The following is a 24,164-nucleotide window of genomic DNA, read 5'->3' on the forward strand; positions in this document are numbered from 1 at the left end:
GGTTACGGCGGTTATAGCGGCAGGGAAACACCCGGTTACATTCCGAACCCGGAAGTTAAGCCTGCCAGCGCCGATGGTACTGCACCGGGGACGGTGTGGGAGAGTAGGACGCCGCCGGACAATCTTTTGGGAGGGCCACCCTGGTTTGGGGTGGCCCTCCCGCGTTTTCCAGGGGGTTCCCTTTTTTGGGTGCGTGTTTGGTGGTGGGTGGTGCCCCGGCTGGGTTGGCCGGGGCTTTCGCATATCCAAGGGCCGGTCGATTTGCGGAAAGACGGCCCGAGCCGATCTACGGCCCGAGCCGATCTTCAGATGTCGCTGTCTGGAGAACCCAACATCACTTGAGCCGGCACGAGACTGTCTGATCAAAAGGGGGTGCGTATGGCTGGTGGACGTGAGCGGCCGCCGGCCAGAGCATCGACGAGGGCATCAGTCGAGGGACAGCCCTGCGGCCGGAGTCACTCGGGCGGCCCGGCGTGCCGGGAGAACAGCGGCGAGGAGTCCGGCCAGGGCGGCGACGAGGACGACGACACCGAGTGACAGCAAGGGGACCTGCATGGTGGCGTCGCTGAGAGCCGGCTTCACAATCGTCTCGTAGCCGACCCAGGCGAACCCGACGCCGATCACCGTGCCGAGCAGGGTGGCCACCACCGACAGCAGCACCGCCTCGACCGCCAGCATCCGCCGCAGCTGCCTTCGGGTGAGGCCGAGCGCGCGCAGCATCGCGTGTTCGGGGGCGCGTTCGAGCACGGAGAGCCCCAGGGTGTTCGCGATCCCGATCAGGGCGATCACGACGGCGATGCCGAGCAGCCCGAGCGCCGACCATGTGTAGATTCCCAGTTGTTGGTCCAGCGACTCCCAGGTCCGCAACCCGTTCTCGATTGTCGCGCCAACTGGATCCGCCAGCTCGTCCAGGTCGGCGCCGAGTCGAGCCGGGTCGGCGCCGGAGGACGCGCGGATCCAGACGGCATGCGGCTCGGGAGCGTCGGTGAGCGTCGCCAGCGTCTCAGGCGCGATCACGCCCGCCCGGCCCCAGCCGGTGCCGACGGCGACCCGCAACTGAGCTCGCCGGTCGCCGACGCGCACCGTGACCGGGTCACCGGGCCGGAGACTCAGGCCCTTGCCGAAGGCCTCGGAATCGATTCTGATCTTCCCCGGCTCGATCCGTGCGAACGCCCCGCCGTCGCGGGCCACTTGCTCCGCGGTCGGCGCGGTGACAACCGGGATCGGTTCGTCGAGCCCGGCCACGCGGGCCACGGCGCCGTCCACTGGGATGGCCCGCTCCACACCGGCGACACCACGTACCCGGTCGAGGAGCTCAGTGCTAACCGGCCCCTTGGGCGAGGTGAGCGCGACATCGATGGGGTGGTCCCTACCGATCTGCTCATCCAATGACGAGCGCCACGTGGCCATCCCAGTGAGCACGGCGGTCGTCAGGGTGACGCCGACCAGCAGGGAGGCAGTGGTGGTGGCGGTCCGCCGCGGATTGCGCACAGCGTTCTTGGTCGCCAGCCGCCCGGCGGGGCCGAGCAGCGCGCCGATGATCGAGACCAGGCGGGGGACGAGCACCGGCCCGAAGAGGAGTACGCCGGCGAACACCGAGCCTCCGCCCGCCACCATGAGCGCCGTACTGTCCTGGGCCATCGCCACCCCGAGCAGGGCCGGCCCGGTGACCAGGAGCATCGCAGCCAGCGCCAGCCGCGCCAGGCCGGTGGCCGTGCGTACGTCGACCGCGGCATCCGGACGCAGCGCCGCCAGCGGGCTCACCCGGACCACGCGCCGTGTCGGTAACCAGGACGCGACCATGGTGACCACCAGACCGACGGCGAACCCGCCCAGCAGCCAGAGCGTGGGCAGCCCGGCGACGCCCATCGGGATGGTGGGCGCGAGAGCGTTGATCAGGGCGACCAGCCCGTAGCCGAGACCGGCACCGGCCAGTGTCCCGGTCAACGACGCGAGCACCCCGACGACGGCCGCCTCGCGGCGTACCGAACGCACCACCTGCGGCCGGGTCGCGCCGATGCAGCGCAGCAGCGCGAAGTCGCGGAGTCGTTGCGCGAACAGGATGGAGAAGGTGTTCGCGATCACCAGGATCGCGACGAAGAGCGCGATGCCGGCGAACAACAGCAGCATCACCGACAGGCTGTCCACCCTGTTCTGGACATAGAACAGCCGCTCCGAGGCGAACGCCTCCGGCGACTGCGCCTTCGCGCCTTCCGGGAGCTGACCCGCCTCCCCGCGCACCGCCACCGAGCCCAGATGGAGGTGGTCGCGCCACTGCAGCAACTGCGGCCAGAGGACGTACATCGAGGCCTGGGCCGGGGGCGAGGGCGACTCCACGAGACCGACCACTTGTACGTCGGCCGCGGCGGCGCCCTCGCCGATCCGAACCCGCTCGCCGATCGCGATGTCCTGGGACAAGGCGAAGTACACGTCCACGACGGCCTCGCCCGTGCGTGCCGGGAAGCGACCGGAGGTCAGCTCCTGCCAGCGCCATTCCTCCGAGGTGGAGATCGGCCCCACGGTCGTTCCGGAGAGCCGCTTGGCGCCCGCGCGCGCCGGCAGCGTCGCCCGGCCGATCGCGGACGCGTTCTCGCCGTGTCGCTCGGCGAACGCGATCACGGCCTCCGGGTCCATCTGGCCCGATGGCCACCCCACAGGCGAGACCACGTGGTCGGCATTGCGGTACGGCGACCCCAGGTCTTCCATGAGTCCGCTACGTGCCCCGGTTGTGAGCACGCCGACCACGACGACGAAGGCGACCGCGATGGTGACCGCGATCGCCGCCGCGACGTACCGGCGGATGTAGCTGCGCAGCGACGCGAGCAAGACGGTGCGCATCAGGCGATCCGCCCGTCCTGCATAGAGACCACGTAGTCGGCGTACGCCGCCGCGTCCCGCTCGTGGGTGACCATCACGACGGTCTGGCCGAGCTCGCTTACCGACCGGCGCAAGAGATCCAGAACCTCCGCCGACGTGGTGCTGTCCAGGTTTCCGGTTGGCTCGTCGGCGAACAGCAGGTCCGGCTGGGTGATCAGGGCCCGGGCGATCGCGACCCGCTGCTGCTGGCCGCCGGACAGCTCTGCGGGCCGGTGGCCGAGCCTGTCGGCCACGCCGAGGATATCGGCGAGCATGCGCGCGCGTTCCCGCGCCGTGTCGTCGATCCGGCGACCGCCCAGCTCGAGCGGGAGCACGATGTTCTCGCCCGCGGTGAGCATCGGCAGCAGGTTGAACGACTGGAACACGAAGCCGACGTGCTCGCGGCGGAAGATCGTGAGCGTGTCGTCATCGAGTGATCCGAGGTCGGTGCCGGCAACGGTGACGGTGCCGCCGCTGGCCTGGTCGAGTCCGGCCAGGCAGTGCATCAGCGTGGACTTGCCCGATCCGCTCGGGCCCATGATCGCGATGAACCTCCCTCGTGGGAGGTCGAGGTCGATGCCGCGCAGGGCATGCACCTGGGCTTCGCCCCGGCCATAGGTCTTGGTCAGGTCCCGCGCGCTGGCAGCCACGGATTCCTGAGTGGCCTGCCGGCTGGTGGTCGTCATGCCGTCAGCCAAGGCGGCGTCGTGTTGTCAGCACGTATGTGGTTTTCGATATGCCGCCGATATGCTCCGGCTCCTAGCCTCGAGAGCATGCGTGTGTTGATCGTCGAGGACGAACCCCTCCTGGCGGAAGCCATCCGAGATGGCCTGCGCCTGGAAGCGATCGCCGCCGACATCGCCGGTGACGGCGACACCGCGACGGAGCTGCTGAGCGTCAACGCCTACGACATCGCCGTCCTCGACCGCGACATCCCCGGCCCCTCGGGCGACGAGATCGCCAAGCGCATCGTGGCCTCCGGCAGCGGCATGCCCATCCTCATGCTGACCGCCGCCGACCGGCTCGACGACAAGATCTCCGGGTTCGAGCTCGGGGCCGACGACTACCTCACCAAGCCCTTCGAACTCCGCGAGCTCGTGCTGCGTCTGCGAGCACTCGACCGCAGGCGCGCGTACAACAGACCACCCGTACGAGAGATCGCGGGCCTGCGTCTGGATCCGTTCCGCCGCGAGGTCTACCGCGACGGCCGCTATGTCGCGCTCACCCGGAAACAGTTCGCCGTGCTGGAAGTCCTCGTCGCCGCCGAAGGCGGTGTCGTCAGCGCCGAAGAACTGCTGGAGCGAGCGTGGGATGAGAACGCCGATCCCTTCACCAACGCCGTGCGCATCACGGTCTCGGCACTGCGCAAACGGCTCGGCGAACCCGGGATCATCGCCACCGTGGCCGGCGCCGGCTACCGCATCGACACGGCACCCGGCACCGGACGTGAGGGAGGCGACCGTGGATAGGGCGCCTGGTTTGAGCGTTCGCCTCAAACTTGCCCTCAGCTATGCCGGCTTCGTCACGCTCGCAGGTGCCTTGCTGCTCGTGGCCGTGTGGGTGTTCCTCCGGCGCTACGTGGCCGACGGTGTGCTCATCGCCCCCGATCGTTTTGCCGACTACCGGCCCGACCCCCTGCACGCCTTCGCTCCGGCGGCAGCCGCCGTGTTCGCGTTCCTGCTGGTGTTCGGTCTCGCGGGAGGGTGGCTTCTCGCCGGCCGCATGCTCATCCCTCTGACCCGTATCACCGACGCCACACGCAGGGCCGCGAACGGATCACTCTCCCACCGAATCCGGTTGGAAGGCCGCAAGGACGAGCTGCGCGAACTCGCCGACGCCTTCGACACCATGCTCGCCCGGCTCGAAGCACACGTCGCCGAACAGCAGAGATTCGCAGCCAACGCCTCGCACGAACTGCGCACCCCACTGGCGATCACGCAGTCACTTCTGGACGTGGCCCGCAATGATCCGGAACACGACCACGGCGAACTCGTCGCCCGCCTTCACACTGTCAACGCTCGAGCGATCGACCTCACCGAGGCGCTACTCGTGCTCAGCCGCGCTGACCAGAGGTCCTTCACCCGAGAACCTGTCGACTTGTCCCTCCTCGTGGAAGAGGCCGTCGAAACCCTCCTCCCGCTCGCCGAGAAACGCGGTGTCACCATCGAGACCTCCGGTGACGTCACCCCGGCCATCGGGTCGCAAGCGCTCCTGCTGCAGATGACGACGAACCTTGTCCATAACGCGATCGTGCACAACCTGCCCGAACAGGGCACCGTGTGGGTCACGACCGGCGTCCGTCCCGAGGCCGTGGTGCTCAGTGTCGAAAACAGCGGCGAAAGACTGTCTCCGCAGTTGGTCTCGACACTCACCGAACCGTTTCAGCGCGGCACCGGAAGAATACGCAACGATCACGCAGGCGTCGGCCTCGGCCTCGGCCTGGCGATCGTCAAGAGCATCGTCCGCGTCCACGACGGATCCCTCACCATCGTTCCGCGCCCTTCGGGCGGACTCCGTATCGACGTCCGGCTGCCCACCCCACCACCCCCGGCGTGTCCGAGCCCCGGCGTCTCTGCGCACGGGCCGGTTCAGCACGGTCGTTCACGGCGCTTGCGGCGTGACCGCGGCCTGCAGCAGGGGTTCGATGCGGAAGGGGATCTGGGTCGACAGGGCGATCGTCGTGTCGGTCCGCTGGATGGCGGGCGAGGCGAGGATCCGGGCGATGATCTCCTGGAGGTGCGGGGTGCTGCGGGCGGCCACGCGGCACAGCAGGTCGGCCTGGCCGCTGGTGCCGTACACCTCGAGGATCTCGGGGACGTCGGCCAGCCACCGCACGGCCTCGGTCAGCCGGCCCTGCGCGATCTGCAGGGACGCGAAGGCGAGGATGGGATAGCCGATCTGCTCTGTCGTGATGGTCGGGCCGAAGTCGCTGATGACGCCGCGTGCGGTGAGCTTGTCGAGCCGCGCCTGCACGGTGCCGCGAGCCACGCCGAGCAGGCGGGCCAGTTCGGTGAGCCCGATCCTGGGGTTGGCCCGCATGGTGGTCAGCAGGCGGCTGTCGAGCGCGTCGAGCATGCGCCGAGGGTACGCCTCGACTGAGCGAATCGACCAGTGCTACCAACCAGAAACGCGCTGATTTGAGCGTTTCGCACACTCTGACTGGTCACTCTTGCCAGCCAAACGGCTACTTGCTGTCATATGGGAGTATGTTTGAAGAAGCGCAGTATTTCGCTCCGGTGGCGACGAAGGACGACGGGTCCGTCGTCGTCGAGTTGGCCACGAGCCACCCCGGTTTCGCGGACGCCGTCTACCGTCAGCGGCGCAACGCGATCGCGGCGCTGGCGCTCGGTCACACCCCCGGTGATCCCATCCCGACGGCCGAGTACACCGACGAGGAGCACCACGTGTGGGCGCTCGTCACCAAGGAACTGGCGGTCAAGCATGAGAAGTACGCGGTGCGCGAGTTCCTCGACGCGACCAGGCGGCTCGGCCTGCCCGAGGACCGCATCCCGCAACTCCAGGAGGTCGGTGACCTTCTGGAGCCGCTGACCGGGTTCCGCTACCTGCCGGCGGCCGGGCTGGTCCCGCTCCGCGAGTTCTACGGCGTCCTGGCGGACGGCCTGTTCCACTCCACCCAGTACATCCGGCACCATTCCGTGCCCTTCTACACCCCCGAGCCGGACGTCATCCACGAGGTGATCGGGCACGCGAACACCCTGGCTTCGCCCCGCTTCGCCGCGCTGTACCGGGCCGCGGGACGGGCGGCGCGCCGGGTGGAGACCGACGAGGCGCTGGAGTTCGTGTCCAAGGTGTTCTGGTTCACCATGGAGTTCGGCGTCATGCGGGAGGACGGCGAACTCAGGGCGTACGGCGCGGGGATCCTCAGCTCGTACGGCGAGATCGAGGAGTTCCGCGGGATGGACATCCGCCCGCTCGACCTCGCCGCGATGGGGACCACCCTCTACGACATCACCAAGTACCAGGAGGTGCTCTTCGAGGCGGCCTCGTTCGACCACCTCGAAGACACGGTCGGGACGTTCTGGGACACCTGCGACGACGACACGATCGCCCGTCTGCTCGCGGCGTCTTCTGCGTGAGCCGGCGCGTGAGCAGGCTCAGCGCGCGCCGACGATCAACAGGGCGTCGCCGACTCCCCGCTCGACGCCGTCGGACGGACGGTTGACCACCTTCTTGCCGATGACCATGGTGGTCGACCCGCCGCCGTCCAGGTTGATCGCGTCGCGCGCGCCGAGCCAGCGCATGAGCTCGGCCGCCTCGAAGAACGACGCGCCGATCGTGCTGCCCGGCGCGCGGCCGTCGACGACCGCGATGACGAGCTTGCCGTTGCGCGTGACGCCCGCGAGCGTGCGCGGGTGGCGCCGCAGGATCATGTTGGTGTTGGCCATGCCGTCCCGCGACGCGGTGATGGAGGTCCTGCCGTTCCTGACCAGGCCGATCGCGCCCCCGATGATGTTGGTCTCCGGGGTCAGCGGGACGGCCTTGTTCGTCCGCAGGTCGGTGACCCGGGTCGTGACCGTGACGGTCGTGCCCTCGCCCGCGTGCTGCGACAGCCAGTCGGCGGCGGCTCCGACCCCGTGCAGCACGCGGGTGCCGGGCGTCATGGGACCGCCGGACCCGCGGACGGCGGTGACCCTGCCGGAGGCGTCGAGGACCACCTCGGTCCCGTCGTCCTGCGGGGTGTCCCGCCCGAGTTCCTCGGTGTACATGACCAGCTCGTCGGGCTTCGGCACCCGGTTGAGGCCGGTCACCTCGGCGCTGGTCCCGTCGGCGGCACGGGCGACGACCGAGGACGACAACTCGGTGACGCGGGCCGTACGGCCCCGCAGGACCAGGCCCACGCGGCCGGCGACGGCCTCGCTGAGCAGCTTGCCGCCGACGACGGAGATGCCGGTGGGGTCGCCGCGGAAGGCGGGCAGCGTGTGGATGTCGAAGAAGCCGCCGTTCACGGCGGCGAGCGCCTTGGCGGCGGAGGCCATGGCCGAGACCTTCTCCCGCTTGGCGACGCTCGTGCCCAGCGAGGCCTGATAGGAGCCGCGGAAGGTGCGCGGGTCGACGACGATGACCCGCACGCTCCAGGGGCCGGTGGTGACGAAGCCGTCGTCGCCCTGGAAGTCGACCTTCGCGCTCACCCCGGCGTCCTTGAGCTGCTTGACGACCTCGGCGGCCTCGGCCTTCCGGTCGAGCGGCCAGCTGCCCACCCGCACCATGAAGTAGTCGCCGGCGGGGTGGTCCGCGACGGCCGGCCGGGTGAACTTCACGATGACGGGTTCGAGACCGGCCATCTGTACGGCCGTCGCCTGGGCCTGCGCGTTGGCCTCGGACATGAAGTCCTTGCCCTTGACGACGACGCTGACCGTGTACCCGTCCTGCGGTGTGCCGTGGCGAAGGGTGAAGTAGCCGACTCCGGGGGCCAGGCTCTTGGCCGCCGACTCCGGTATCCCGGGCTCGCCGAGAGGGAAGTTCGTCGCCGGCAGTCCGGCGACGGGCTCGGCGGCGGCCGGTGCCGAAGGGATGGTCGTCGTCAGGGCCAGTACGGTGGCCCCGACGACAAGGCGGCGTCTCATGCGATTACTCCCCATTGGTGATCCTTGCGGGACCATCGTGGCGACAATCATGTACGGAGACGACTGAAACGCGCCAAAGAGCATGAAATTCCCCAACGGTGAATCGGTCGTTCGGGGACATAAGCGCATAAATGTCAGGGAGTGCCGGCGTCGATCTCCCGGGCCCGCTGGACGAACTCCTGGGCGGATCGGGCCTCGATGTGGACGAGCAATCCGTCGCGCCGCCGGGACATGCCCCAGTAGTGCGTCGTGGCCTGGCCCCACCAGATGGTCCATTTGGGGAAACGCGCGGACAGGGCCCGTACCACGACCGTCGGGCTGATTTGAGGTTCGCTCATCGTGGGCACGTTTCGAGGTAAGCACGATTCACCCAGTGAGCGCGAGTATACGAAAAGTAGTCAGGTGCGATAGGACTTACACCCGGGACGACATACCTACTTTCCGGGTGTCAGCATCTCCGCAAGAAGCCGCCCATCGAGCCCTGTAACGGTCAAATCGTCTGCTCCGGTCATCGTCTCGGCCGCGACGAGCGCGTTGACGACGGCCTCTTCGGTCGCCTCGATGACCGCGTAGAAGAGCGGATCCAGGTACTCGTCCGCGAGCACCGTGACCTGGAACGTGCGCGGAGGGGCCGCGTCGAGGGCGTTGGCCGGCAGGTTCCGGTTGCCGGTCGAGAAGCACAGGAAGCCGTCGCCGCTGGAGTTCTCCCCGGCGCCTCCCGTGCGCGCCACGCCGAGTCCGGCGCGCTGCGCCACCCTCCTGCACTGGTGCGGCAGCAGGGGAGCGTCGGTGGCGACGATCCCGATGATCGACCCGGCCTCCTCGCCGGGCAGCGCCGAGGCCGGGAGGCTCCTGCCCACGTTGACGCCGTCGACCGTCAGCCGCTCCCGCCGTCCGTGGTTGGCCTGCACGAGCACGCCCACCGTGTATCCGTCCACCAGACGGGAGGCCGTGCCGATGCCGCCCTTGAAGCCGTGGCAGATCATCCCGGTGCCGCCGCCGACCGCGCCCTCCGCGACCGGCCCGCCCGCGGCCTTCTCGTACGCCTCCCGGACGTGGGCGGTCTTCACATGCCTGCCGTCGATGTCGTTGAGCATGCCGTCCCAGGTCTCGCCGACGACGGGCAGCGACCACGCCCGCCCGCCCTTGCCGAGCGAGCCGACCTCGATCTCGACCAGCGCGTCGCGGACCACGCCCACCGAGCCCGTGTTCGTCAGCCCGATCGGCGAGGCGAGCAGGCCGAAGTCCTGGAGGAACGCCATCCCGGTGATCTCGCCGTTGCCGTTGAGCCAGTGGAACCCCGCGTAGAGGGGCTCGTCGAAGGCCGAGCCGTCGTGCGGGACGATCACGGTGACGCCGGTGCGCACCGGGCCCTCGCCGACCACCCGCGGGCCGCTCCCGCTGATCAGCGTGGTGTGCCCGACCCTCACTCCCGGAACATCGGTGATCGCGTTGTGCTCGCCGGGCGTCCCGGTGCCGATGACGATGCCGAAATCCCGTGCTCTCAACGAAAGCCCCTTCTCGATCAGGTGGTCTCGCGGCGGAAGGTCTCCAGGGCCAGCAGCGCGACGTGCAGCGACAGGCACGACTCGACGTCGTCGAGGTCGGTGTCGAGGACCCGCTCCAGCCGCCGCAGGCGGTCGTAGAACGCGGGGCGGGACAGATGGGCCTTCTGCGCGGCCACCGCCTTGTTGCGTCCCGCGTCGAGGTAGATGCGCAGGATCCTGGTCAGGTCGCCGTGCCGCTGGGCGTCGTAGGCCAGCAGGGCCCCCAGCTCGCGCTCGGCGAAGGTCTGCAGCCGGGCGTCGTCGCGCAGCAGGTGCAGCAGGCCGCGCAGCCGCAGGTCGGGCAGGCGGTAGAACGGCCGCCCGTCGGGCTGGCGCACCGCGACCTCCGCCACCTGCTCGGCCTCCAGGAAGCTGCGCCGTACGTCCTTGATCGACTCCACGACCGAGCCGGCCGCCAGCACGAACGGCGTGGCGAAGTTCGCCCGCAGGCGCTCGGCCAGCGCGCCGAGCGCGGTCTCGGCGGCCATGCGGGGCGGCAGCGGCAGCAGCACTCCGACGCGGCTCTGGTCCAGCGCCCCGACCAGGGCGGGCAGCTTGGCCTCGCGGCAGGCGGCGGCGCCGGCCTCGGCGAGCTCGCCCAGCCTGGCCTGCTCGCCCAGCGCGGTGCCGGCGGACGCGGTCAGCCGGATGACGGCGCTGACGAGCCTGCGGCCGGTGAGCGGGACGCCGACGGCGCGGGCGCGGGCGGCGGCCTCGTCGGGGTCGGCGTACGCGTGGGTGAGGATGCCGGTCAGTATGGTCCCGTGTGCCTGCCGCTCCAGGGACTCCTGGTGCCGCTCCAGCAGGCGGCTCAGCGCGAGCGTGGTCGCCGCGCGCTCGGCGAGCACGATGTCACGGGGGCTGGGCGGCCCGTCGCACAGCAGGATGAGCCGTCCCCAGTCCTGGCCGCGGGCGCCGACCATGGTCACTAGCCATCCCGCGGCGGCGTCGTAGGCGGTCCGCTCGGAGGGCATGACCGCGCGCGACCTGGTCTCCCAGTTGGCCAGCACGCTCCCCGTGTCGCCCCCGGCGGCGTCGCACGCCAGGACCTGGTGGGCCAGGTTCTCCAACAGCACCGGGCGGCCGGAGAAGCGGGTGACCTGGTTGAGCACCTCGGCCGGGGACGCGCCCTCGACCGACAGCTCGGTGAACACCTCGTGCAGCTGCTCGGAGGCCCGCAACTCCTGCAGCTGGATGTCGATGATCCGCGCGTGGACCGACTCGGTGATCTGCACGAAGGGCGTCTCGCGGGCCAGCGTGATCAGGGGCAGCCCGTGCTCCTCGGCGGCCTTGACCACCGCTCTCGGCAGCTCGCGGACGAACCGGCGGCCGAGCTCCACGATCAGGCCCGAGGCGCCGACGGCGGCCAGCTCGCAGATGTAGTCGGCCAGCTTGTCGGGCTCGCTCGGCAGCGCCACCCCGGTCGTGAGGACCAGCTCGCCGCCGCGCAACAGGTGCGCGATGTCGTGGACCTCGCCCACATGGACCCACCGGACGCGGGTGTCCAGCCGGTCGCCGCCCGCCACCACCCGGGGGCTGCCGCGTCGGACGGTGTCCAGCGCGAGCACGTCGGCGACCGTGGGGAGCATGCTCAGAGGCTACCTGATCATTATGTAAGGATGACCCCCCAGTAGCTGACAGTATGCGGGGCGTTAAACGGATATTCAGTGCAGGCGCGTGCCGAGGCCGTCGAGGAGGGCCATCAGCCCGAAGTCGAAGGCGAGCCGCCGGGCCACCAGGGGGTCGTAGTCCTTCGCGTAGGACCGGTAGCGCTCCAGCAGGTTGGGCCGATCGGCCGACAGCTTCATCACGACAGGGTCCACGGCGGCCTGCAGGTCCGCCATGCTCTTGCCCGATGCCTCCAGCGAGCTGAGAAAGGCGACCTCGGGGATCGTGGCTCCCAGCGTGTACGACACGACGGCCGTCATGGCGTAGTCCACGTCGATGCCCTCGAACCCCGCGCGGACGAAGGCGCCCATCAGCCGGTCGGCCGCCGTGAGCGCGTTCGGCCCGAGCCCGGGGACCACGCCGATGAGGCGCGCGCTCCACGGATGGTCGAAGACCGCCTGGCGCATGGCGTAGGCGAAGACGCTCGCCGCCTCCCGCCAGTCGGCCGCCTCGGGCAGCACGACGCCCGAGTAGACCTCGTCCATCACGAGCTCGATCAGCTCGTCCTTGTTGGCGACGTGCCAGTAGAGGCTGGTCGCCCCCGCGCCGAGCCGTGCGCCGAGCTTGCGCATGCTGAGGGCGTCGAGACCCTCGGCGTCGAGTAGCTCCACGGCCGCCCGGACGATCTGGTCACGGCTGAGGCCCTGCTCGCGCCCTCCCTTGCGCTCGCGGGTCCAGACCGAGGAGAACGGCTTCGCTGACACGGCCTCACAATATTCGCTCGCACAGTGTTCGATGGAGTCGTACAGTGTCCGATACTACTCGCACACCGTTCGAGGTGACCTTTATGTCCCATCCCCGACGCTGGTGGATCCTCGGCGTCCTCTGTCTGAGCCTGCTGACCCTGGTCGTGGACAACACCGTCCTCAACCTGGCGATCCCGTCGCTCATGCGCGACCTCGGCGCCACGCCGTCCGACGTCCAGTGGGTCATCGACGCGTACGTCCTGGTCTTTGCGGGGCTGCTGCTCACCGCGGGCAGTCTGTCCGACCGGTACGGCAGGCGGCGGATGCTCGTGATCGGCCTGGCGTTCTTCGGCGGGGCCTCGCTGGCGGCCACGCTCGCCACCGAGCCCTGGCAGCTCATCGCGGCCCGCGCGCTGATGGGCGTCGGCGGCTGCTGCGTGATGCCGTCGACCCTGTCGATCCTGATCACCGTGTTCGACGAGAGCGAGCGGCGCAAGGCCATCGCCGCGTGGAGCTCGGTCGCCATGGTCGGCGTCATCGCCGGTCCGACGGTCGGCGGGTTCCTGCTCCAGCACTACTACTGGGGCTCGGCCTTCCTGATCAACGTGCCGATCGCGGTGCTCGCGATCATCGCGGCCTTCGCGCTCATGCCGGAGACGTACGGCGAGACGCGGCGGGCCGACCCGCTCGGGGTGATCCTGTCCACGGCCGGGATGGGCGGGCTGGTCTGGGCCGTCATCTCGGCGCCGGGCGGGGACTTCAACCCCCTCGTGGTGGCGGTCTCGGCGGCGGCCCTGCTGGCGTTCGTGCTGTGGGAGCGCCGCACCCCCCACTCGATGCTGCCGCTCGGCCTGTTCCGGGACCGCTCGTTCAGCGGGGCGTGCTTCTCGATCGTGCTGCTGTCGTTCGGCGCGGGCGCGCTGATGCTGGCCATCACGCAGTATCTGCAGTTCGTCCTGGGCTACGACCCGCTGAAGGCCGGTTTCGCCCTGCTGCCCTACGTGGTGGCGGCGATGGTGTTCAACGGCCTGGGCGCGTCGCTGGGCAAGAAGGTGAGCAACCGGGTGCTCATCGTCTCCGGCCTGGCCGTCATGGCCGCCGGGTTCGTCCTGCTGTCCACGCTCACCGGCGGGTACGGCACGCTGATCGCCGGCCTGATGGTCATGGGGGTGGGCGGCGGCCTGGCCGGTCCCGCGGCGTACGCGACGCTGATGGGCGCGGTGCCGCCCGAGCGCGCAGGCGTCGGCTCCGCGCTGAACGACACCGTGCAGCAGGTCGGCATGGCGCTGAGCGTGGCCGTCCTCGGCAGCGTGCTCGCCGGGGCGTACACCGCGGCCATGCCGGAGTCGGCGCCGCCGGCGGCGCGCGAGTCGATCGGCGTCGCGGTGAGCCTGGGCGACCCCGCCGTGGCCGCAGCCGGGCGCGAGGCGTTCGTGTCGGCGATGTCGGTGGGCTCGTGGGTGGGTGCGGGCTGCTCGCTCGCGGCGGCCCTGGTCGCGCTGCTGGTCCTGCGCCGGAAGGCCGCCGGGACGGCTCCCGCGCAGGAGCCCGCGGCGCCCAGCACTGTGTAAGCCAGATTCGAGGTATCCCAGACAGGCTGACGGGTGAGGCGGTCACCCGCCAGCCGGGATACTCGGAGCATGTCGGACCTTCTCGCACGCCATCGCGCGGTCATGCCGAACTGGATGGCCCTCTACTACAACGAGCCCATCGAAATCGTCGGCGGCAAGGGGAACCGCGTCGTCGACGCGAACGGGAAGAGCTACCTGGACTTCTTCGCCGGGATCCTGACCAACATGATCGGGTACGACGTGCCCGAGGTGCGGGAGGCCGTCGAGCGCCAGCTCGCCACCGGCGTCGTCCACACCTCGACGCTGTACCTCATCCGCAGCCAGGTCGAGCTGGCGGAGAAGATCGCCCGCCTGTCGGGCATCCCGGACGCCAAGGTCTTCTTCACCAACTCCGGCACGGAGGCCAACGAGACGGCCCTGCTGCTGGCCACCTACGCCCGCGGATCCGACCAGGTGCTCGCCATGCGGCAGAGCTACCACGGCCGGTCGTTCGGCGCGGTCAGCGTGACCTCCAACCGGTCGTGGAAGAACAACTCGCTGTCCCCGCTCAACGTGCACTTCCTGCACGGCGCCGACCGCCACCTCGCGCAGTTCCGCGGGATGTCGGACGCCGACTACATCGCGGCCTGCGTGGACGACCTGCGCCACGTGCTCGCCACGGCCGTCACCAAGGACGTCGCCGCGCTGATCGCCGAGCCGATCCAGGGCGTGGGCGGCTTCACCATGGCCCCCGACGGGCTGTTCGCCGCGTACAAGGAGGTCCTCGACGAGGAGGGCATCCTGTTCATCTCCGACGAGGTGCAGACCGGCTGGGGCCGTACGGGCTCGGCGTTCTTCGGGATCCAGAACCACGGCGTGACCCCGGACATGATGACCTTCGCCAAGGGGCTGGGCAACGGCTTCGCGGTCGGCGGGATCGTGGCGCGCGGCGACCTCATGGACGGCCCGCACGCCGTCGGGCTGTCCACCTTCGGCGGCAATCCGATCTCGATGGCGGCGGCCAACGCGACGCTCGACTACGTGCTCGACCACGACCTGCAGGCCAACGCGGCGCGCACCGGCGAGATCATCGTCTCCGGGCTGCGTGAGGCCGCCGAGCGGCTGGCCGTCGTGGGCGACGTGCGGGGCAAGGGCCTGATGTTCGCGATCGAACTGGTCGACCCCGCCACCGGTGCGCCCGCCCCGGCGCTGGCCGCCCGCTTCATGGAGGAGACCAAGAGGCTCGGCCTGCTCGCCGGCAAGGGCGGGCTGTACGGCAGCACCCTGCGCATGGCTCCGCCGCTCACGCTCACCGAGGACGAGGCCCGCGAGGGCCTGGGCATCCTCGTCACCGCTCTGGAGGCCGTCAACGATGAAGCACGTTAATCACTGGATCGGCGGCGCCCGGACGGGCGAGGGCGGCCGTACGGCCGACCTGTTCGACCCGGCGACCGGCGAGGTGAGCGGTCGGGTGTCGCTGGCGTCGGTCGACGAGGTCGACGCGGCGGTGGAGGCGGCCGCGCTCGCCTTCCCCGCCTGGCGCGACGCGTCGCTCGCCAAGCGCACCCAGATCCTGTTCCGGTTCCGCGAGCTGCTCGACGCGCACCGCGACGACCTGGCCGCGCTGATCACGGCCGAGCACGGCAAGGTGCACTCCGACGCGCTGGGCGAGGTGGCCCGCGGCCTGGAGGTCGTGGAGTTCGCCTGCGGCATCCCCCACCTGCTCAAGGGCGGCTACTCGGAGAACGTCTCGACCCGGGTCGACTCCTACTCGATCCGCCAGCCGCTCGGCGTGGTGGCGGGCATCACCCCGTTCAACTTCCCGGCGATGGTCCCGATGTGGATGTTCCCGGTGGCGATCGCGTGCGGGAACACGTTCGTGCTCAAGCCCTCCGAGCGCGATCCCTCCGCGTCCCTGCTGATCGCGGAGCTGTGGCAGCGGGCCGGCCTGCCGGACGGCGTGTTCAACGTGGTCCAGGGCGACAAGGCGGCGGTGGACCGGCTGCTGGAGCACCCGGCCGTACGGGCCGTGTCGTTCGTCGGCTCCACGCCCATCGCGCGGTACGTGTACGAGACAGGCACGGCCCACGGCAAGCGGGTGCAGGCGCTCGGCGGGGCCAAGAACCACATGCTCGTGCTGCCCGACGCCGACCTCGACCTCGTCGCCGACTCGGCCGTCTCGGCGGGCTTCGGCTCGGCGGGGGAGCGGTGCATGGCGATCTCCGTGGTGCTCGCGGTCGACCCGATCGGCGACGAGCTGGTCGAGAAGATCGTGTCGCGGGTGCGCGACCTCCAGATCGGGCAGGGCAACGACCCCGAGTCGCAGATGGGCCCGCTCGTCACCGCCGTCCACCGCGACAAGGTGGCGTCCTACCTCGACCTCGGCGTCGAGGAGGGGGCCAAGCTCGTGGTCGACGGCCGCGAGACCCCGGTGCGCGGGGACCGGGGGAACGGCTTCTGGCTCGGCCCGACCGTCCTCGACCACGTGCCGCCGAACTCCCGCGTCCACCGCGAGGAGATCTTCGGCCCGGTGCTGTCGATCGTGCGCGTCCGCTCGTACGAGGAGGGCCTGGAGCTGATCAACACCGGTGAGTACGGCAACGGCACGGCGATCTTCACCAACGACGGCGGCGCGGCCCGGCGCTTCCAGAACGAGGTCGAGGTCGGCATGATCGGTGTCAACGTGCCGATCCCGGTGCCGATGGCCTACTACAGCTTCGGCGGCTGGAAGGCCTCGCTGTTCGGCGACACCCATGTGCACGGCACCGAGGGGGTCCACTTCTACACCAGGGGCAAGGTCGTCACCTCGCGGTGGCTCGATCCCTCCCACGGCGGCGTGAACCTGGGCTTCCCGACCAACGCCTGACGCCGTAGGCGACGCCCCGGGCCGGTGGGGCCCAGTAGGCTCGGGGCGTCCGTCTTTCTCATGGGGGTCGTGCGTGCGCCGTACACACCTGGTCGCGACGGTCGCGGCCGTGGGCCTGCTCGCCGCGGCCTGCGCCGGCCGGCCCGCACCCGCGACGCAGGTGGCGACGCCGGGCACCTCGGCGGCCGCGGCGGCGACGGCCTCCGGCGGCGCCGGTCCCAGCCCGTCGTCCGGCGGCCCCACGCCCACCCCGGTCGCGTCCGTCGGGCCGGGCGAGGGAACGGTCAGCGTGGTCGCGATCGAGGGGTACGCCGAGTGGGGCGGCGTCGATCCCAAGGTCAAGTGGGTCGGCACGTTCGAGAGGGAGACGGGCTGCAAGGTCAGCCTGCGCTACTACGACCCGCGCCAGGAGGAGAAGCCGGGCGACTTCCCGCAGTCGTCGTTCGACGTGATCTCCGCGACGCCCGAGGTGGGCGGCCGGCTGATGGACGAGGGCAAGGCCGCCCCGCTCAACACCGCCCTGCTGGACGGCTACGACAAGATCCCCAAGCGGCTGCGCACGCTGCCGTCGGTCACCCGGGGCGAGCGGGTGTACGGCGTGCCGTACGTGTGGGCGACCAACGAGATCCTCTACGACACCGGCAAGGTCGGTCCCGACGGCCCCGAGTCGCTCTTCACGGACAAGGGCCCCGTGATGTTCCGCGACCGTCCGCTGTCGCTGGCCGACGCCGCGCTGGTGCTCAAGGCCCAAGGCACGGAGATCGGCGCGGAGATCAAGGACCCGTTCGACCTCACCGACGCCCAGCTCGACGCCGCCGCCAAGCTGTTCACGTCCGGCGAGGACGGCCGCCGCCTCTTCTGGCGCGATCCCGTCGAGGTCGTCCAGGGCTTCGCGACCGGGTCCGTACGGCTCGCGCAGGCCACGCCCTACCACCTGGACGTGCTCAGGCGGGGGCACAAGCCGGTCAGGGCGCTGACGGACCGGCCGGTGACCGGATGGGCCGACGCGTGGATGATGTCGGCCCAGGCCCCGCATCCCTCGTGCGCGTACAAGTGGCTCGACTTCACGATGTCGGCGGACGTGCAACGCAAGGTGTCCGCCTGGATGGGCCTCGCCCCGGCCAACCCCGAGGGGTGCACCGGCGCGGCCCGCCGGATCTGCGCGGACTACCGCGTCGGCACCTCCCGGGCCTTCCGCGGCGTCTACTTCGCGGTGCGTCCCGAGGCGTACGACAAGTGGGTGGAGCGCTGGTCGCGGATCGTGTCCTGATCCGTGTCTCCTGATCCGTGTCTCCTCATTCGGGCCGGATCGAATCCCCGCTCAGCTCTGTCCGCCGGCGCCGTGCGGTGCACGCGTGGGGAAGAGGGTGCAGGCGAGCGGCCAGAACACCAGCCAGACCACCATGGCGAACGTCAGGCGACCGGCCCACGCCAGGAGCGCCGCCCCGCGTTCGAGGTCGCCGATGACCACGACACCGGCCAGCAGCAGGCCGCAGGCGACGGCCCAGCCGATCATGCCCTTGCCCCAGGCGCGCCATTCGTACCGGGCCCGCTCCCTGCCGTAACGCTTGCGCCGGTCCGGCGGCGGCCCTCCGGCGTAGCGGTGGGCGAACCTGACGTCGGCCCAGCGCACCATGTCGTGCCCGAAGGCGACGGTGAACCCGAGGTAGGCCGCGGCCAGCCCGTGCGTGAACTCCGCCCGCCCGCCGTGACGGAGGTCGGCCACGCTCGCGACGAGGAGGACCAGGTCCACCAGAGGGACGGCGAGCAGCAGCAGGCCGCCGAGTCGCCGCCTGCGCAGGAGATAACGGACGGCGAGCCCCGCGCCCAGCAGCACCCAGAACGCGACCTCGCAGGCGACGATCAGTCCGAACAGCATCGCGGCTCCTTTTTCGCACAGCGTGCTACAATCCCGTTTTCACACATTGTGCTATAAAAATCGAGCGGGTGCGTGACGGGAGGAGCGCTGTGCCGAAGATCGTGGACCACCAGGCGCGGCGGGAGGAGATCGCCGAGGCGCTGTGGCGGGTCGTGCGCAGGGACGGTGTGGGCGCCGCCACGGTGCGCAGCATCGCGGCGGAGGCCGGCTGGTCACCGAGCGCGCTGCGGCACTACTTCTCGACCCAGGCGGAGCTGCTCGCCTTCGCGATGGAGCACGTCATCACGCGGGTCCGCGCGCGTATCGAGACCACCGACTTCCGCGGCCCCGTCCGCGTCGCCGTACGCCGCCTGATGGAGGAGTTGCTGCCCATGGACGCGGAGCGGCGCGCGGAGGCCGAGGTCTGGCTGCAGCTGGCCGCGCTCACCCCTGGCGACCCGGCCGCCGGCGACTGGTTGCGCCGTGCGGACGACGGCGTGGGGGAGGCGGCGACTCTGGCCGTCCGCGCGCTCGCCGAGGAGGGGGAGCTCGCCGGCCGTCGGGACGCCGAGTTCGAGGCGGCGCGGCTGCACGCCCTCATCGACGGTCTGACCATCCACGTCCTGGCCCGGCCGGATTCGATTCCGCCGGACCGCGTGAGCGCCGTGCTGGCCGCCCATCTGGAGGATCTGGCGACCTGAGGACGTCACGAGGCAGGGGGAAGCTTCGCGACCGCGGCCTGGAGGGCCGGTCCCGAGATGTCGGCGAACCCGCCGCCCGGATAGTCGACCAGCCACACGTGCAGCATGTCGGCGTCCCCCGGCGGGTCGCAGAGGGGGCAGGTGTGGGAGTGCCACGGTGTGAGCGAGCCGATCGCCGGGCCCCGGGCGCCCGGCGGCATGACGAACACCGCGCCCAGCAGGGTCTTCCCCCCGTGGTAGACCAGCACCTCGGGCTGTGCCGGGTTGAGGACCAGGCCGTCCTGCAGCAGCGCGGGGTTGGCGAGCTGCTGGACGCCGTCGTTGTCCGTCCAGACCCGGTAGCCCGCCCGCTCCGCGTCCGCCGCCGTCGGCAGACGACCGGCGATCTCCCGCCGTACCGCCGCCGCCAGGGCCTGCGCCGCGCTCGTCGCGGCGTCGGCCGCCACCACGCCCGCGCCCGGGGTGAGCGGCCCCTCGGCAGCCGCCGTGACCGGCGGCTGTGCCGCCCCGTGGTGGTGATGTCCCGCGAGCGGTCCCGGCGAGGCCGTGGCGGGGCGCGCGACCAGGATCTCGTCGAAGGCCGCGGTGCCCCAGGAGGTGAAACTGACGCCGACCGCGGCGGCGACCAGGCAGGCGACCACGGCCGCGCCCGCACCTCCCGCTGCTGAGCCCCGGCCGGTGAGGATGCCGATCGGCCGGTGGGAGCGGGCGCCGTCGTCGTCCGTGACCGACGCGTACGCGACGAGGGCCGGCGCGGCCGCCGCGAGCAGCGTCTCCAGGAGAGCCGCGAGCGCCTCGGGGGCGCCTCCGGGGACGGGGGTCCACGCGTCAGGGCCGAGAGGAAGCCCGGCCGTCCTGCCGACCAGCCAGATCACGACCAGGGCGAGGTTGACGAACCCGCCGGCCAGCACCACCGCCTGCGTGGGACGGAGGAGCAGGGCCGCCGCCCAGGCCAGTTGCAGGCATCCCGCGACGGCGAACAGCACGCCGTGTCCGGGAGACGCGGCGAAGTGGCCGGGAATCACGCCGAAGTGGATCGCGGCCGATCCCGCGGCCGGCGCGGCCAGAGTCAGCGGCAGCGCGCCGCGCATTTTGTCCACATTGCGCATTATTGGGCGCAATGATCTCGGTAGGGAAGGCCCGAAAACAGGAGCAACCCGGCACTGGGGCGGACGCCGCGGATGGGGTACGCCGCAGGCCGGCCATGGGCCGGCCGAGCCGAGCCGGGGTGAAACGGGTGGTCAGGACATGGCCGCCCGGGAGCGGCGGGGCAGCGGCACCTTGCCCTCAGGGGCGGGCAGCAGGGCCTCGGCGCAGTCGTCGCAGGCGTGGACGGGGGCGTTGTCCGGCAGTGTGCCGACCTTGACCCGGGGGCGGGGCCACTTCTTGTGGCAGACGACGCAGGCGTCGCCGTCGCGCTGCGTGGTGGTGAGGCCGGCAGGGTCGAACGTCAGCATGAGCCGCTCGGCGCCGTTCGGGTTCCAGCCCATCAAAGTCCCCCCTCGATCGCCTATCGGAACCGTTATAACGCGGTTACCCTTCGTGATCGGCGCGAGTCGGGCCAAGCGATGGTTAAATCGAGGCATAACGCAAGCCGTACAACAACAAAAGGGACACCTTGGAACAGACCGGGTGCCCCTTTTGATGTTGTTCAAACCGTCTAGTCCACGTTGAGCGCCTTTTCCAGAATGGAGAGGCCCTCTTCGAGCAGGTGGTCCGGGATCACCAGCGGCGGCAGGAAGCGCAGCACGTTGCCGTACGTTCCCGCGGTGAGCACGAGCAGGCCCTGCTCGTGGCACCTGCGCGCGATCTCGGCGGCCGGGTAGGGCTCCTTCGTCCCCGGCACCACGAGCTCGACGGCGATCATCGCGCCGCGCCCGCGCACGTCCCCGACGATCGGGTTGTGCTCCTGGATGGCGCGCAGACGGGGCAGCATGATCTCGCCGATGTGCCGGGCGCGCTCGACGAGCTTGTCCTGCTCGATGGTCTCCAGCACGCCCAGGGCCGCCTCGCAGGCGAGCGGGTTGCCGCCGTACGTGCCGCCGAGACCGCCGCTGTGGACGTGGTCGAGCAGGTCGGCCCTGCCGGTCACGGCCGCCAGCGGAAGGCCGCCGGCGATGCCCTTGGCGGTGGTGATGATGTCCGGGACGATGCCCTCGTCCTCGCAGGCGAACATGGTGCCGGTGCGGGCGAAGCCCGTTTGCACCTCGTCGGCGATGAAGACGATGCCGTTGGCGCGGCAGAACTCCACGATCTTCGGCAGGAAGCCGCGGGCCGGCTCGATGAAACCGCCCTCGCCCGCGATCGGCTCGATGAGCACCGCGGCGACGTTCTCCGCGCCGATCTGCTTGTTGATCATGTCGATCGCCTGGGCCGCGGCCTCCTCGGCGCAGTTGTCCGGGCCGGTCGGCCAGCGGAACGGGTAGGCGAGCGGCACCCGGTACACCTCGGGCGCGAACGGCCCGAACCCGTGCTTGTACGGCATGCTCTTGGCCGTCAGCGACATCGTCAGCAGCGTGCGGCCGTGGTAGCCGTGGTCGAAGACGACGACCGCCTGCCGTCCGGTGGCGTGGCGGGCGACCTTGACCGCGTTCTCGACGGCCTCCGCGCCGCTGTTCACCAGGAACGTCCGCTTCTCGTGGTCGCCGGGCGTGAGCTCGTTGAGCTTCTCGCACACCGCGACGTACGACTCGTACGGGGCGACCATGAAACAGGTGTGGGTGAAGTCGGCGACCTGCTTCTGCACGCGCTCGACGACCCGGGGGGCGGCGTTGCCGACGTTGGTCACGGCGATGCCGGAACCGAAGTCGATCAGCGAGTTGCCGTCCGCGTCGACGATCACACCGCCGCCCGCGTGGGTCACGAAGACGGGCAGCGTGGTGCCGATGCCCGGAGGCACGGCGGACTGCTTGCGCGCGAACAGTTCGCGCGACCGCGGGCCGGGGATCTCGGTGACGAGGCGGCGCTCCTGCGGGAGCTGCGGGCCGCCGTGCGTGGTGGCAGTGCTCATATCTCCGACGGTACGGCCGCCGCCTCCACCAGCCGATATGCCGCTATGTCAGAATGTAGGCGTACTTTTGGCCGGTGAGGACAAGCCGGGTGTTCGGGGGGAAAGAGCAGTGGCACCCACGCTGCGCCGGATCACCGCGATCGTACCGCTCCACCTGGAGGTTCTCGCCGGGCGGAACGGCCTCGACCGCCCCGTCCGCTGGGTCGCGGTGAGCGAGCTGGAGGACCCCACGCCGTTCCTCGAGGGCGGCGAACTGGTGCTCACGACCGGCATGCGCCTGTCCGCCGGCGACGCCGTGCCGTACGTCTCCCGGCTCGTGGCCCGGGGAGTCACCGGGCTGGGGTTCGGGGTGGGGCTGAGCCACGACGCCGTGCCGCCCGCCTTCGCCGAGGCGGCCGAGGCCGCCGGGCTGCCGCTGGTCGAGGTGCCGAGGGACACGCCCTTCATCGCGATCGGCAAGGCCGTCAGCGACCTGCTCGCGGGGGAGCAGTACGAGGAGATCAGCCGCGCCTTCGCCGCGCAGGGCAGGCTCACCCGCGCCGCCCTCCAGCGGGAGGGGCCGGTGGCGGTGGTGGACCGGCTGGCCCGGGAGATCGGCGGCTGGGCGCTGCTGCTCGACCCCGCGGGCGCCGTACGGCACGCCGCCGACGCGACCGGCCGTCGCGCCGATGGCAAGCATGCCGGTCCGGGTGACAGGCGCGGCGCCGCGGGGGACTGGGCGCGGGAGACGGCCCGGTCGCTGGAGCCCGAGATCGCCCGGCTGCGGAGCGCGCCGTCCCTGGCGAGCCTCGCCCTGTCCACCCCGGACGAGCACGTCGTGGTCCAGCCGCTGGGCCGGAGGGGATTCTTCGCGGTGGGGTCGACGCGGCCGTTCTCACCCATCGCGCACACGGTCGTCAACGCGGCCGGGTCCCTGCTGACGCTGGCGCTGGAACAGGGCAGGGAGCAGCGGGCGGCGGCGGCGCAGGTGCGGTCGGCGGTGCTCCGGCTGCTGCTGGCCGGTGAGGTGCGGGCGGCCGCGGAGACGCTGGCGGCCCTGGGCATGCGGCTGCCGGGCGAGCCGATCACGGTCCTCGCCTGCGACACCTCCGATCCGGACGGGCTGACCGAGGCACTGGCCGGCGCGGCGCCCGGCCCGCGGGGCGCCTTCGCGGGCATGGGGACGTTCACCGCGCCCTGGGAAGGGCTGCTCGTCGTGCTGGCCCCGGACGCGTGTGCCGACCAGGCCGTCGCGCTGGCCGCACAGCACGGCCGGGTGGGCGTCAGCGCGCCCGGTGTGGAGATCGCCCGTTCCGAGGGCCGCGTGGACAACCGTATGGAAAGTCGCATGGAAAGCCGCGCGGAACTCCCCGCGGCCGGAACGGTGGCCCGAAGCGCGTCCCGCCCGGATCCCGTCACCGGGCTCGATCGTGCCTTCGAACGCGCTCCCGACCGCGCCTCCGACCGCGCCTCCGACCGCGCCTCCGACAGGGCCCTCGCCACCGCCCTCGACCGGGCCCTCGACCAGGCGCGGCGGGCGCTCGCCTCGGCCTCGCCCGTGGCGCGCTTCAGCGAACTCGCCGGGCGCGGGCTGCTGTCGCTGCTCGATCCCGCCGCCGCCGCGTCGTTCGCGGCGGCGATCCTTGCGCCGCTCCGCGAGTACGGCTCGCGCGCCGACCTGGTCGAGTCGCTGCGCGCCTACCTGGCCAGCAACGGCCACTGGGACGCCGCGGCGCAGCGCCTGGGCGTGCACCGGCACACGCTGCGCTATCGCATGAAGCGGGTGAGCGAGCTGCTCGGGCGTGATCTGGACGATCCCGCGGTCCGGGCCGAGCTGTGGATCGCGCTGTGCCTGTGA

General features: G+C 71.0%; 20 protein-coding genes, 1 rRNA gene and 1 pseudogene. 10 read left to right on the forward strand and 12 right to left on the reverse strand.

Features of this window, described 5'->3' with window-relative positions:
• Positions 1 to 3 precede the first annotated feature (3 nt).
• Positions 4 to 120 (forward strand): 5S ribosomal RNA (rrf, locus tag FLW16_RS40405).
• A gap of 306 nt (positions 121 to 426) precedes the next feature.
• Here the strand turns inward: rrf and FLW16_RS40410 are convergent.
• Positions 427 to 2,838, reverse strand: a complete 2,412-nt coding sequence (locus FLW16_RS40410; protein ID WP_142566279.1) for an ABC transporter permease — start codon at positions 2,836 to 2,838, stop codon at positions 427 to 429.
• On the reverse strand, positions 2,838 to 3,542 hold the full coding sequence (locus FLW16_RS40415) for an ABC transporter ATP-binding protein (protein ID WP_142566280.1): 705 nt from the start codon (positions 3,540 to 3,542) through the stop codon (positions 2,838 to 2,840). Before FLW16_RS40415 ends, FLW16_RS40410 begins: the two co-directional genes overlap by 1 nt.
• Positions 3,543 to 3,629: 87 nt before the next feature.
• Here FLW16_RS40415 and FLW16_RS40420 point away from each other — a divergent pair, with 87 nt between their 5' ends.
• Together FLW16_RS40420 and FLW16_RS40425 are read left to right on the forward strand one after the other, a co-directional pair.
• On the forward strand, positions 3,630 to 4,325 hold the full coding sequence (locus FLW16_RS40420; RefSeq protein WP_142566281.1) for a response regulator transcription factor: 696 nt from the start codon (positions 3,630 to 3,632) through the stop codon (positions 4,323 to 4,325).
• A gap of 214 nt (positions 4,326 to 4,539) precedes the next feature.
• A pseudogene (locus FLW16_RS40425) lies at positions 4,540 to 5,385 on the forward strand (sensor histidine kinase); the annotation flags it as partial.
• Between the two features lie 72 nt (positions 5,386 to 5,457).
• Here FLW16_RS40425 and FLW16_RS40430 read toward each other — a convergent pair.
• Complete coding sequence (locus FLW16_RS40430) at positions 5,458 to 5,931, reverse strand: Lrp/AsnC family transcriptional regulator (RefSeq protein WP_142566306.1); 474 nt, start codon at positions 5,929 to 5,931, stop codon at positions 5,458 to 5,460.
• Positions 5,932 to 6,092: 161 nt separating this feature from the next.
• Between FLW16_RS40430 and FLW16_RS40435 the strand changes: the two genes are divergently transcribed.
• Positions 6,093 to 6,953 (forward strand): phenylalanine 4-monooxygenase, encoded by an 861-nt coding sequence (locus FLW16_RS40435; RefSeq protein ID WP_260616136.1) that lies wholly within the window; start codon positions 6,093 to 6,095, stop codon positions 6,951 to 6,953.
• A gap of 18 nt (positions 6,954 to 6,971) precedes the next feature.
• Here the strand turns inward: FLW16_RS40435 and FLW16_RS40440 are convergent, their stop codons facing one another.
• The 5 genes from FLW16_RS40440 to FLW16_RS40460 form a co-directional block, all read right to left on the reverse strand.
• A complete protein-coding gene (locus tag FLW16_RS40440) occupies positions 6,972 to 8,441 on the reverse strand; it encodes a phosphodiester glycosidase family protein (protein WP_142566283.1) in 1,470 nt (489 codons plus the stop codon).
• A gap of 134 nt (positions 8,442 to 8,575) precedes the next feature.
• Positions 8,576 to 8,779 (reverse strand): hypothetical protein, encoded by a 204-nt coding sequence (locus FLW16_RS40445; RefSeq protein WP_142566284.1) that lies wholly within the window; start codon positions 8,777 to 8,779, stop codon positions 8,576 to 8,578.
• 96 nt (positions 8,780 to 8,875) lie between these two features.
• Complete coding sequence (locus FLW16_RS40450; protein ID WP_142566285.1) at positions 8,876 to 9,949, reverse strand: P1 family peptidase; 1,074 nt, start codon at positions 9,947 to 9,949, stop codon at positions 8,876 to 8,878.
• Between the two features lie 17 nt (positions 9,950 to 9,966).
• Positions 9,967 to 11,577 carry a PucR family transcriptional regulator ligand-binding domain-containing protein gene (locus tag FLW16_RS40455; protein ID WP_142566286.1) on the reverse strand — a complete coding sequence of 537 codons (1,611 nt, stop codon included), beginning with the start codon at positions 11,575 to 11,577 and terminating at the stop codon, positions 9,967 to 9,969.
• A 75-nt stretch (positions 11,578 to 11,652) separates the two neighbouring features.
• Entirely contained in the window at positions 11,653 to 12,360 is a 708-nt protein-coding gene (locus FLW16_RS40460; RefSeq protein ID WP_142566287.1) for a TetR/AcrR family transcriptional regulator C-terminal domain-containing protein, read from the reverse strand.
• A gap of 83 nt (positions 12,361 to 12,443) precedes the next feature.
• Here FLW16_RS40460 and FLW16_RS40465 point away from each other — a divergent pair, with 83 nt between their 5' ends.
• The 4 genes from FLW16_RS40465 to FLW16_RS40480 all read left to right on the forward strand — a co-directional run bounded on the left by FLW16_RS40465 (position 12,444) and on the right by FLW16_RS40480 (position 18,028).
• Entirely contained in the window at positions 12,444 to 13,913 is a 1,470-nt protein-coding gene (locus FLW16_RS40465; protein WP_142566288.1) for an MFS transporter, read from the forward strand.
• Positions 13,914 to 13,982: 69 nt separating this feature from the next.
• A complete protein-coding gene (locus FLW16_RS40470) occupies positions 13,983 to 15,278 on the forward strand; it encodes an aspartate aminotransferase family protein (RefSeq protein ID WP_142566289.1) in 1,296 nt (431 codons plus the stop codon).
• Positions 15,265 to 16,758, forward strand: a complete 1,494-nt coding sequence (locus tag FLW16_RS40475) for a CoA-acylating methylmalonate-semialdehyde dehydrogenase (RefSeq protein ID WP_142566290.1) — start codon at positions 15,265 to 15,267, stop codon at positions 16,756 to 16,758. Before FLW16_RS40470 ends, FLW16_RS40475 begins: the two co-directional genes overlap by 14 nt.
• A gap of 73 nt (positions 16,759 to 16,831) precedes the next feature.
• Positions 16,832 to 18,028: an extracellular solute-binding protein gene (locus tag FLW16_RS40480; RefSeq protein WP_142566291.1), complete on the forward strand. Its 1,197-nt coding sequence runs from the start codon at positions 16,832 to 16,834 to the stop codon at positions 18,026 to 18,028.
• A 51-nt stretch (positions 18,029 to 18,079) separates the two neighbouring features.
• Here the strand turns inward: FLW16_RS40480 and FLW16_RS40485 are convergent, their stop codons facing one another.
• Positions 18,080 to 18,637: a hypothetical protein gene (locus FLW16_RS40485; RefSeq protein ID WP_142566292.1), complete on the reverse strand. Its 558-nt coding sequence runs from the start codon at positions 18,635 to 18,637 to the stop codon at positions 18,080 to 18,082.
• Between the two features lie 89 nt (positions 18,638 to 18,726).
• Here FLW16_RS40485 and FLW16_RS40490 point away from each other — a divergent pair, with 89 nt between their 5' ends.
• The gene (locus FLW16_RS40490; protein WP_142566293.1) at positions 18,727 to 19,317 is read left to right on the forward strand and encodes a TetR/AcrR family transcriptional regulator; all 591 of its coding nucleotides are present in this window, start codon (positions 18,727 to 18,729) and stop codon (positions 19,315 to 19,317) included.
• 5 nt (positions 19,318 to 19,322) lie between these two features.
• On the opposite strand, the gene FLW16_RS40495 is transcribed toward FLW16_RS40490, so the two are convergent.
• From FLW16_RS40495 to gabT, 3 genes are all read right to left on the reverse strand, one after another.
• Positions 19,323 to 20,417: a hypothetical protein gene (locus tag FLW16_RS40495; RefSeq protein WP_142566294.1), complete on the reverse strand. Its 1,095-nt coding sequence runs from the start codon at positions 20,415 to 20,417 to the stop codon at positions 19,323 to 19,325.
• 141 nt (positions 20,418 to 20,558) lie between these two features.
• Positions 20,559 to 20,807, reverse strand: a complete 249-nt coding sequence (locus FLW16_RS40500) for a hypothetical protein (RefSeq protein WP_079318901.1) — start codon at positions 20,805 to 20,807, stop codon at positions 20,559 to 20,561.
• Positions 20,808 to 20,977: 170 nt separating this feature from the next.
• A complete protein-coding gene (gene gabT, locus FLW16_RS40505; RefSeq protein WP_142566295.1) occupies positions 20,978 to 22,327 on the reverse strand; it encodes a 4-aminobutyrate--2-oxoglutarate transaminase in 1,350 nt (449 codons plus the stop codon).
• 109 nt (positions 22,328 to 22,436) lie between these two features.
• Between gabT and FLW16_RS40510 the strand changes: the two genes are divergently transcribed.
• On the forward strand, positions 22,437 to 24,164 hold the full coding sequence (locus FLW16_RS40510; protein WP_260616139.1) for a PucR family transcriptional regulator: 1,728 nt from the start codon (positions 22,437 to 22,439) through the stop codon (positions 24,162 to 24,164).

Source organism: Microbispora sp. KK1-11 (assembly GCF_006874435.1).
GTDB lineage: Bacteria > Actinomycetota > Actinomycetes > Streptosporangiales > Streptosporangiaceae > Microbispora > Microbispora catharanthi.

Bases quoted from the DNA above. Each gene is read 5' to 3' on its own strand.
- FLW16_RS40475 (WP_142566290.1), top strand. From the start codon at position 15,265: ATGAAGCACGTTAATCACTGGATCGGCGGCGCCCGGACGGGCGAGGGC.
- gabT (WP_142566295.1), bottom strand. From the start codon at position 22,327: ATGAGCACTGCCACCACGCACGGCGGCCCGCAGCTCCCGCAGGAGCGC.
- FLW16_RS40415 (WP_142566280.1), bottom strand. From the start codon at position 3,542: ATGACGACCACCAGCCGGCAGGCCACTCAGGAATCCGTGGCTGCCAGC.
- FLW16_RS40500 (WP_079318901.1), bottom strand. From the start codon at position 20,807: ATGGGCTGGAACCCGAACGGCGCCGAGCGGCTCATGCTGACGTTCGAC.
- FLW16_RS40455 (WP_142566286.1), bottom strand. From the start codon at position 11,577: ATGCTCCCCACGGTCGCCGACGTGCTCGCGCTGGACACCGTCCGACGC.
- FLW16_RS40410 (WP_142566279.1), bottom strand. From the start codon at position 2,838: ATGCGCACCGTCTTGCTCGCGTCGCTGCGCAGCTACATCCGCCGGTAC.
- FLW16_RS40420 (WP_142566281.1), top strand. From the start codon at position 3,630: ATGCGTGTGTTGATCGTCGAGGACGAACCCCTCCTGGCGGAAGCCATC.
- FLW16_RS40465 (WP_142566288.1), top strand. From the start codon at position 12,444: ATGTCCCATCCCCGACGCTGGTGGATCCTCGGCGTCCTCTGTCTGAGC.
- FLW16_RS40470 (WP_142566289.1), top strand. From the start codon at position 13,983: ATGTCGGACCTTCTCGCACGCCATCGCGCGGTCATGCCGAACTGGATG.
- FLW16_RS40485 (WP_142566292.1), bottom strand. From the start codon at position 18,637: ATGCTGTTCGGACTGATCGTCGCCTGCGAGGTCGCGTTCTGGGTGCTG.
- FLW16_RS40440 (WP_142566283.1), bottom strand. From the start codon at position 8,441: ATGAGACGCCGCCTTGTCGTCGGGGCCACCGTACTGGCCCTGACGACG.
- FLW16_RS40445 (WP_142566284.1), bottom strand. From the start codon at position 8,779: ATGAGCGAACCTCAAATCAGCCCGACGGTCGTGGTACGGGCCCTGTCC.
- FLW16_RS40430 (WP_142566306.1), bottom strand. From the start codon at position 5,931: ATGCTCGACGCGCTCGACAGCCGCCTGCTGACCACCATGCGGGCCAAC.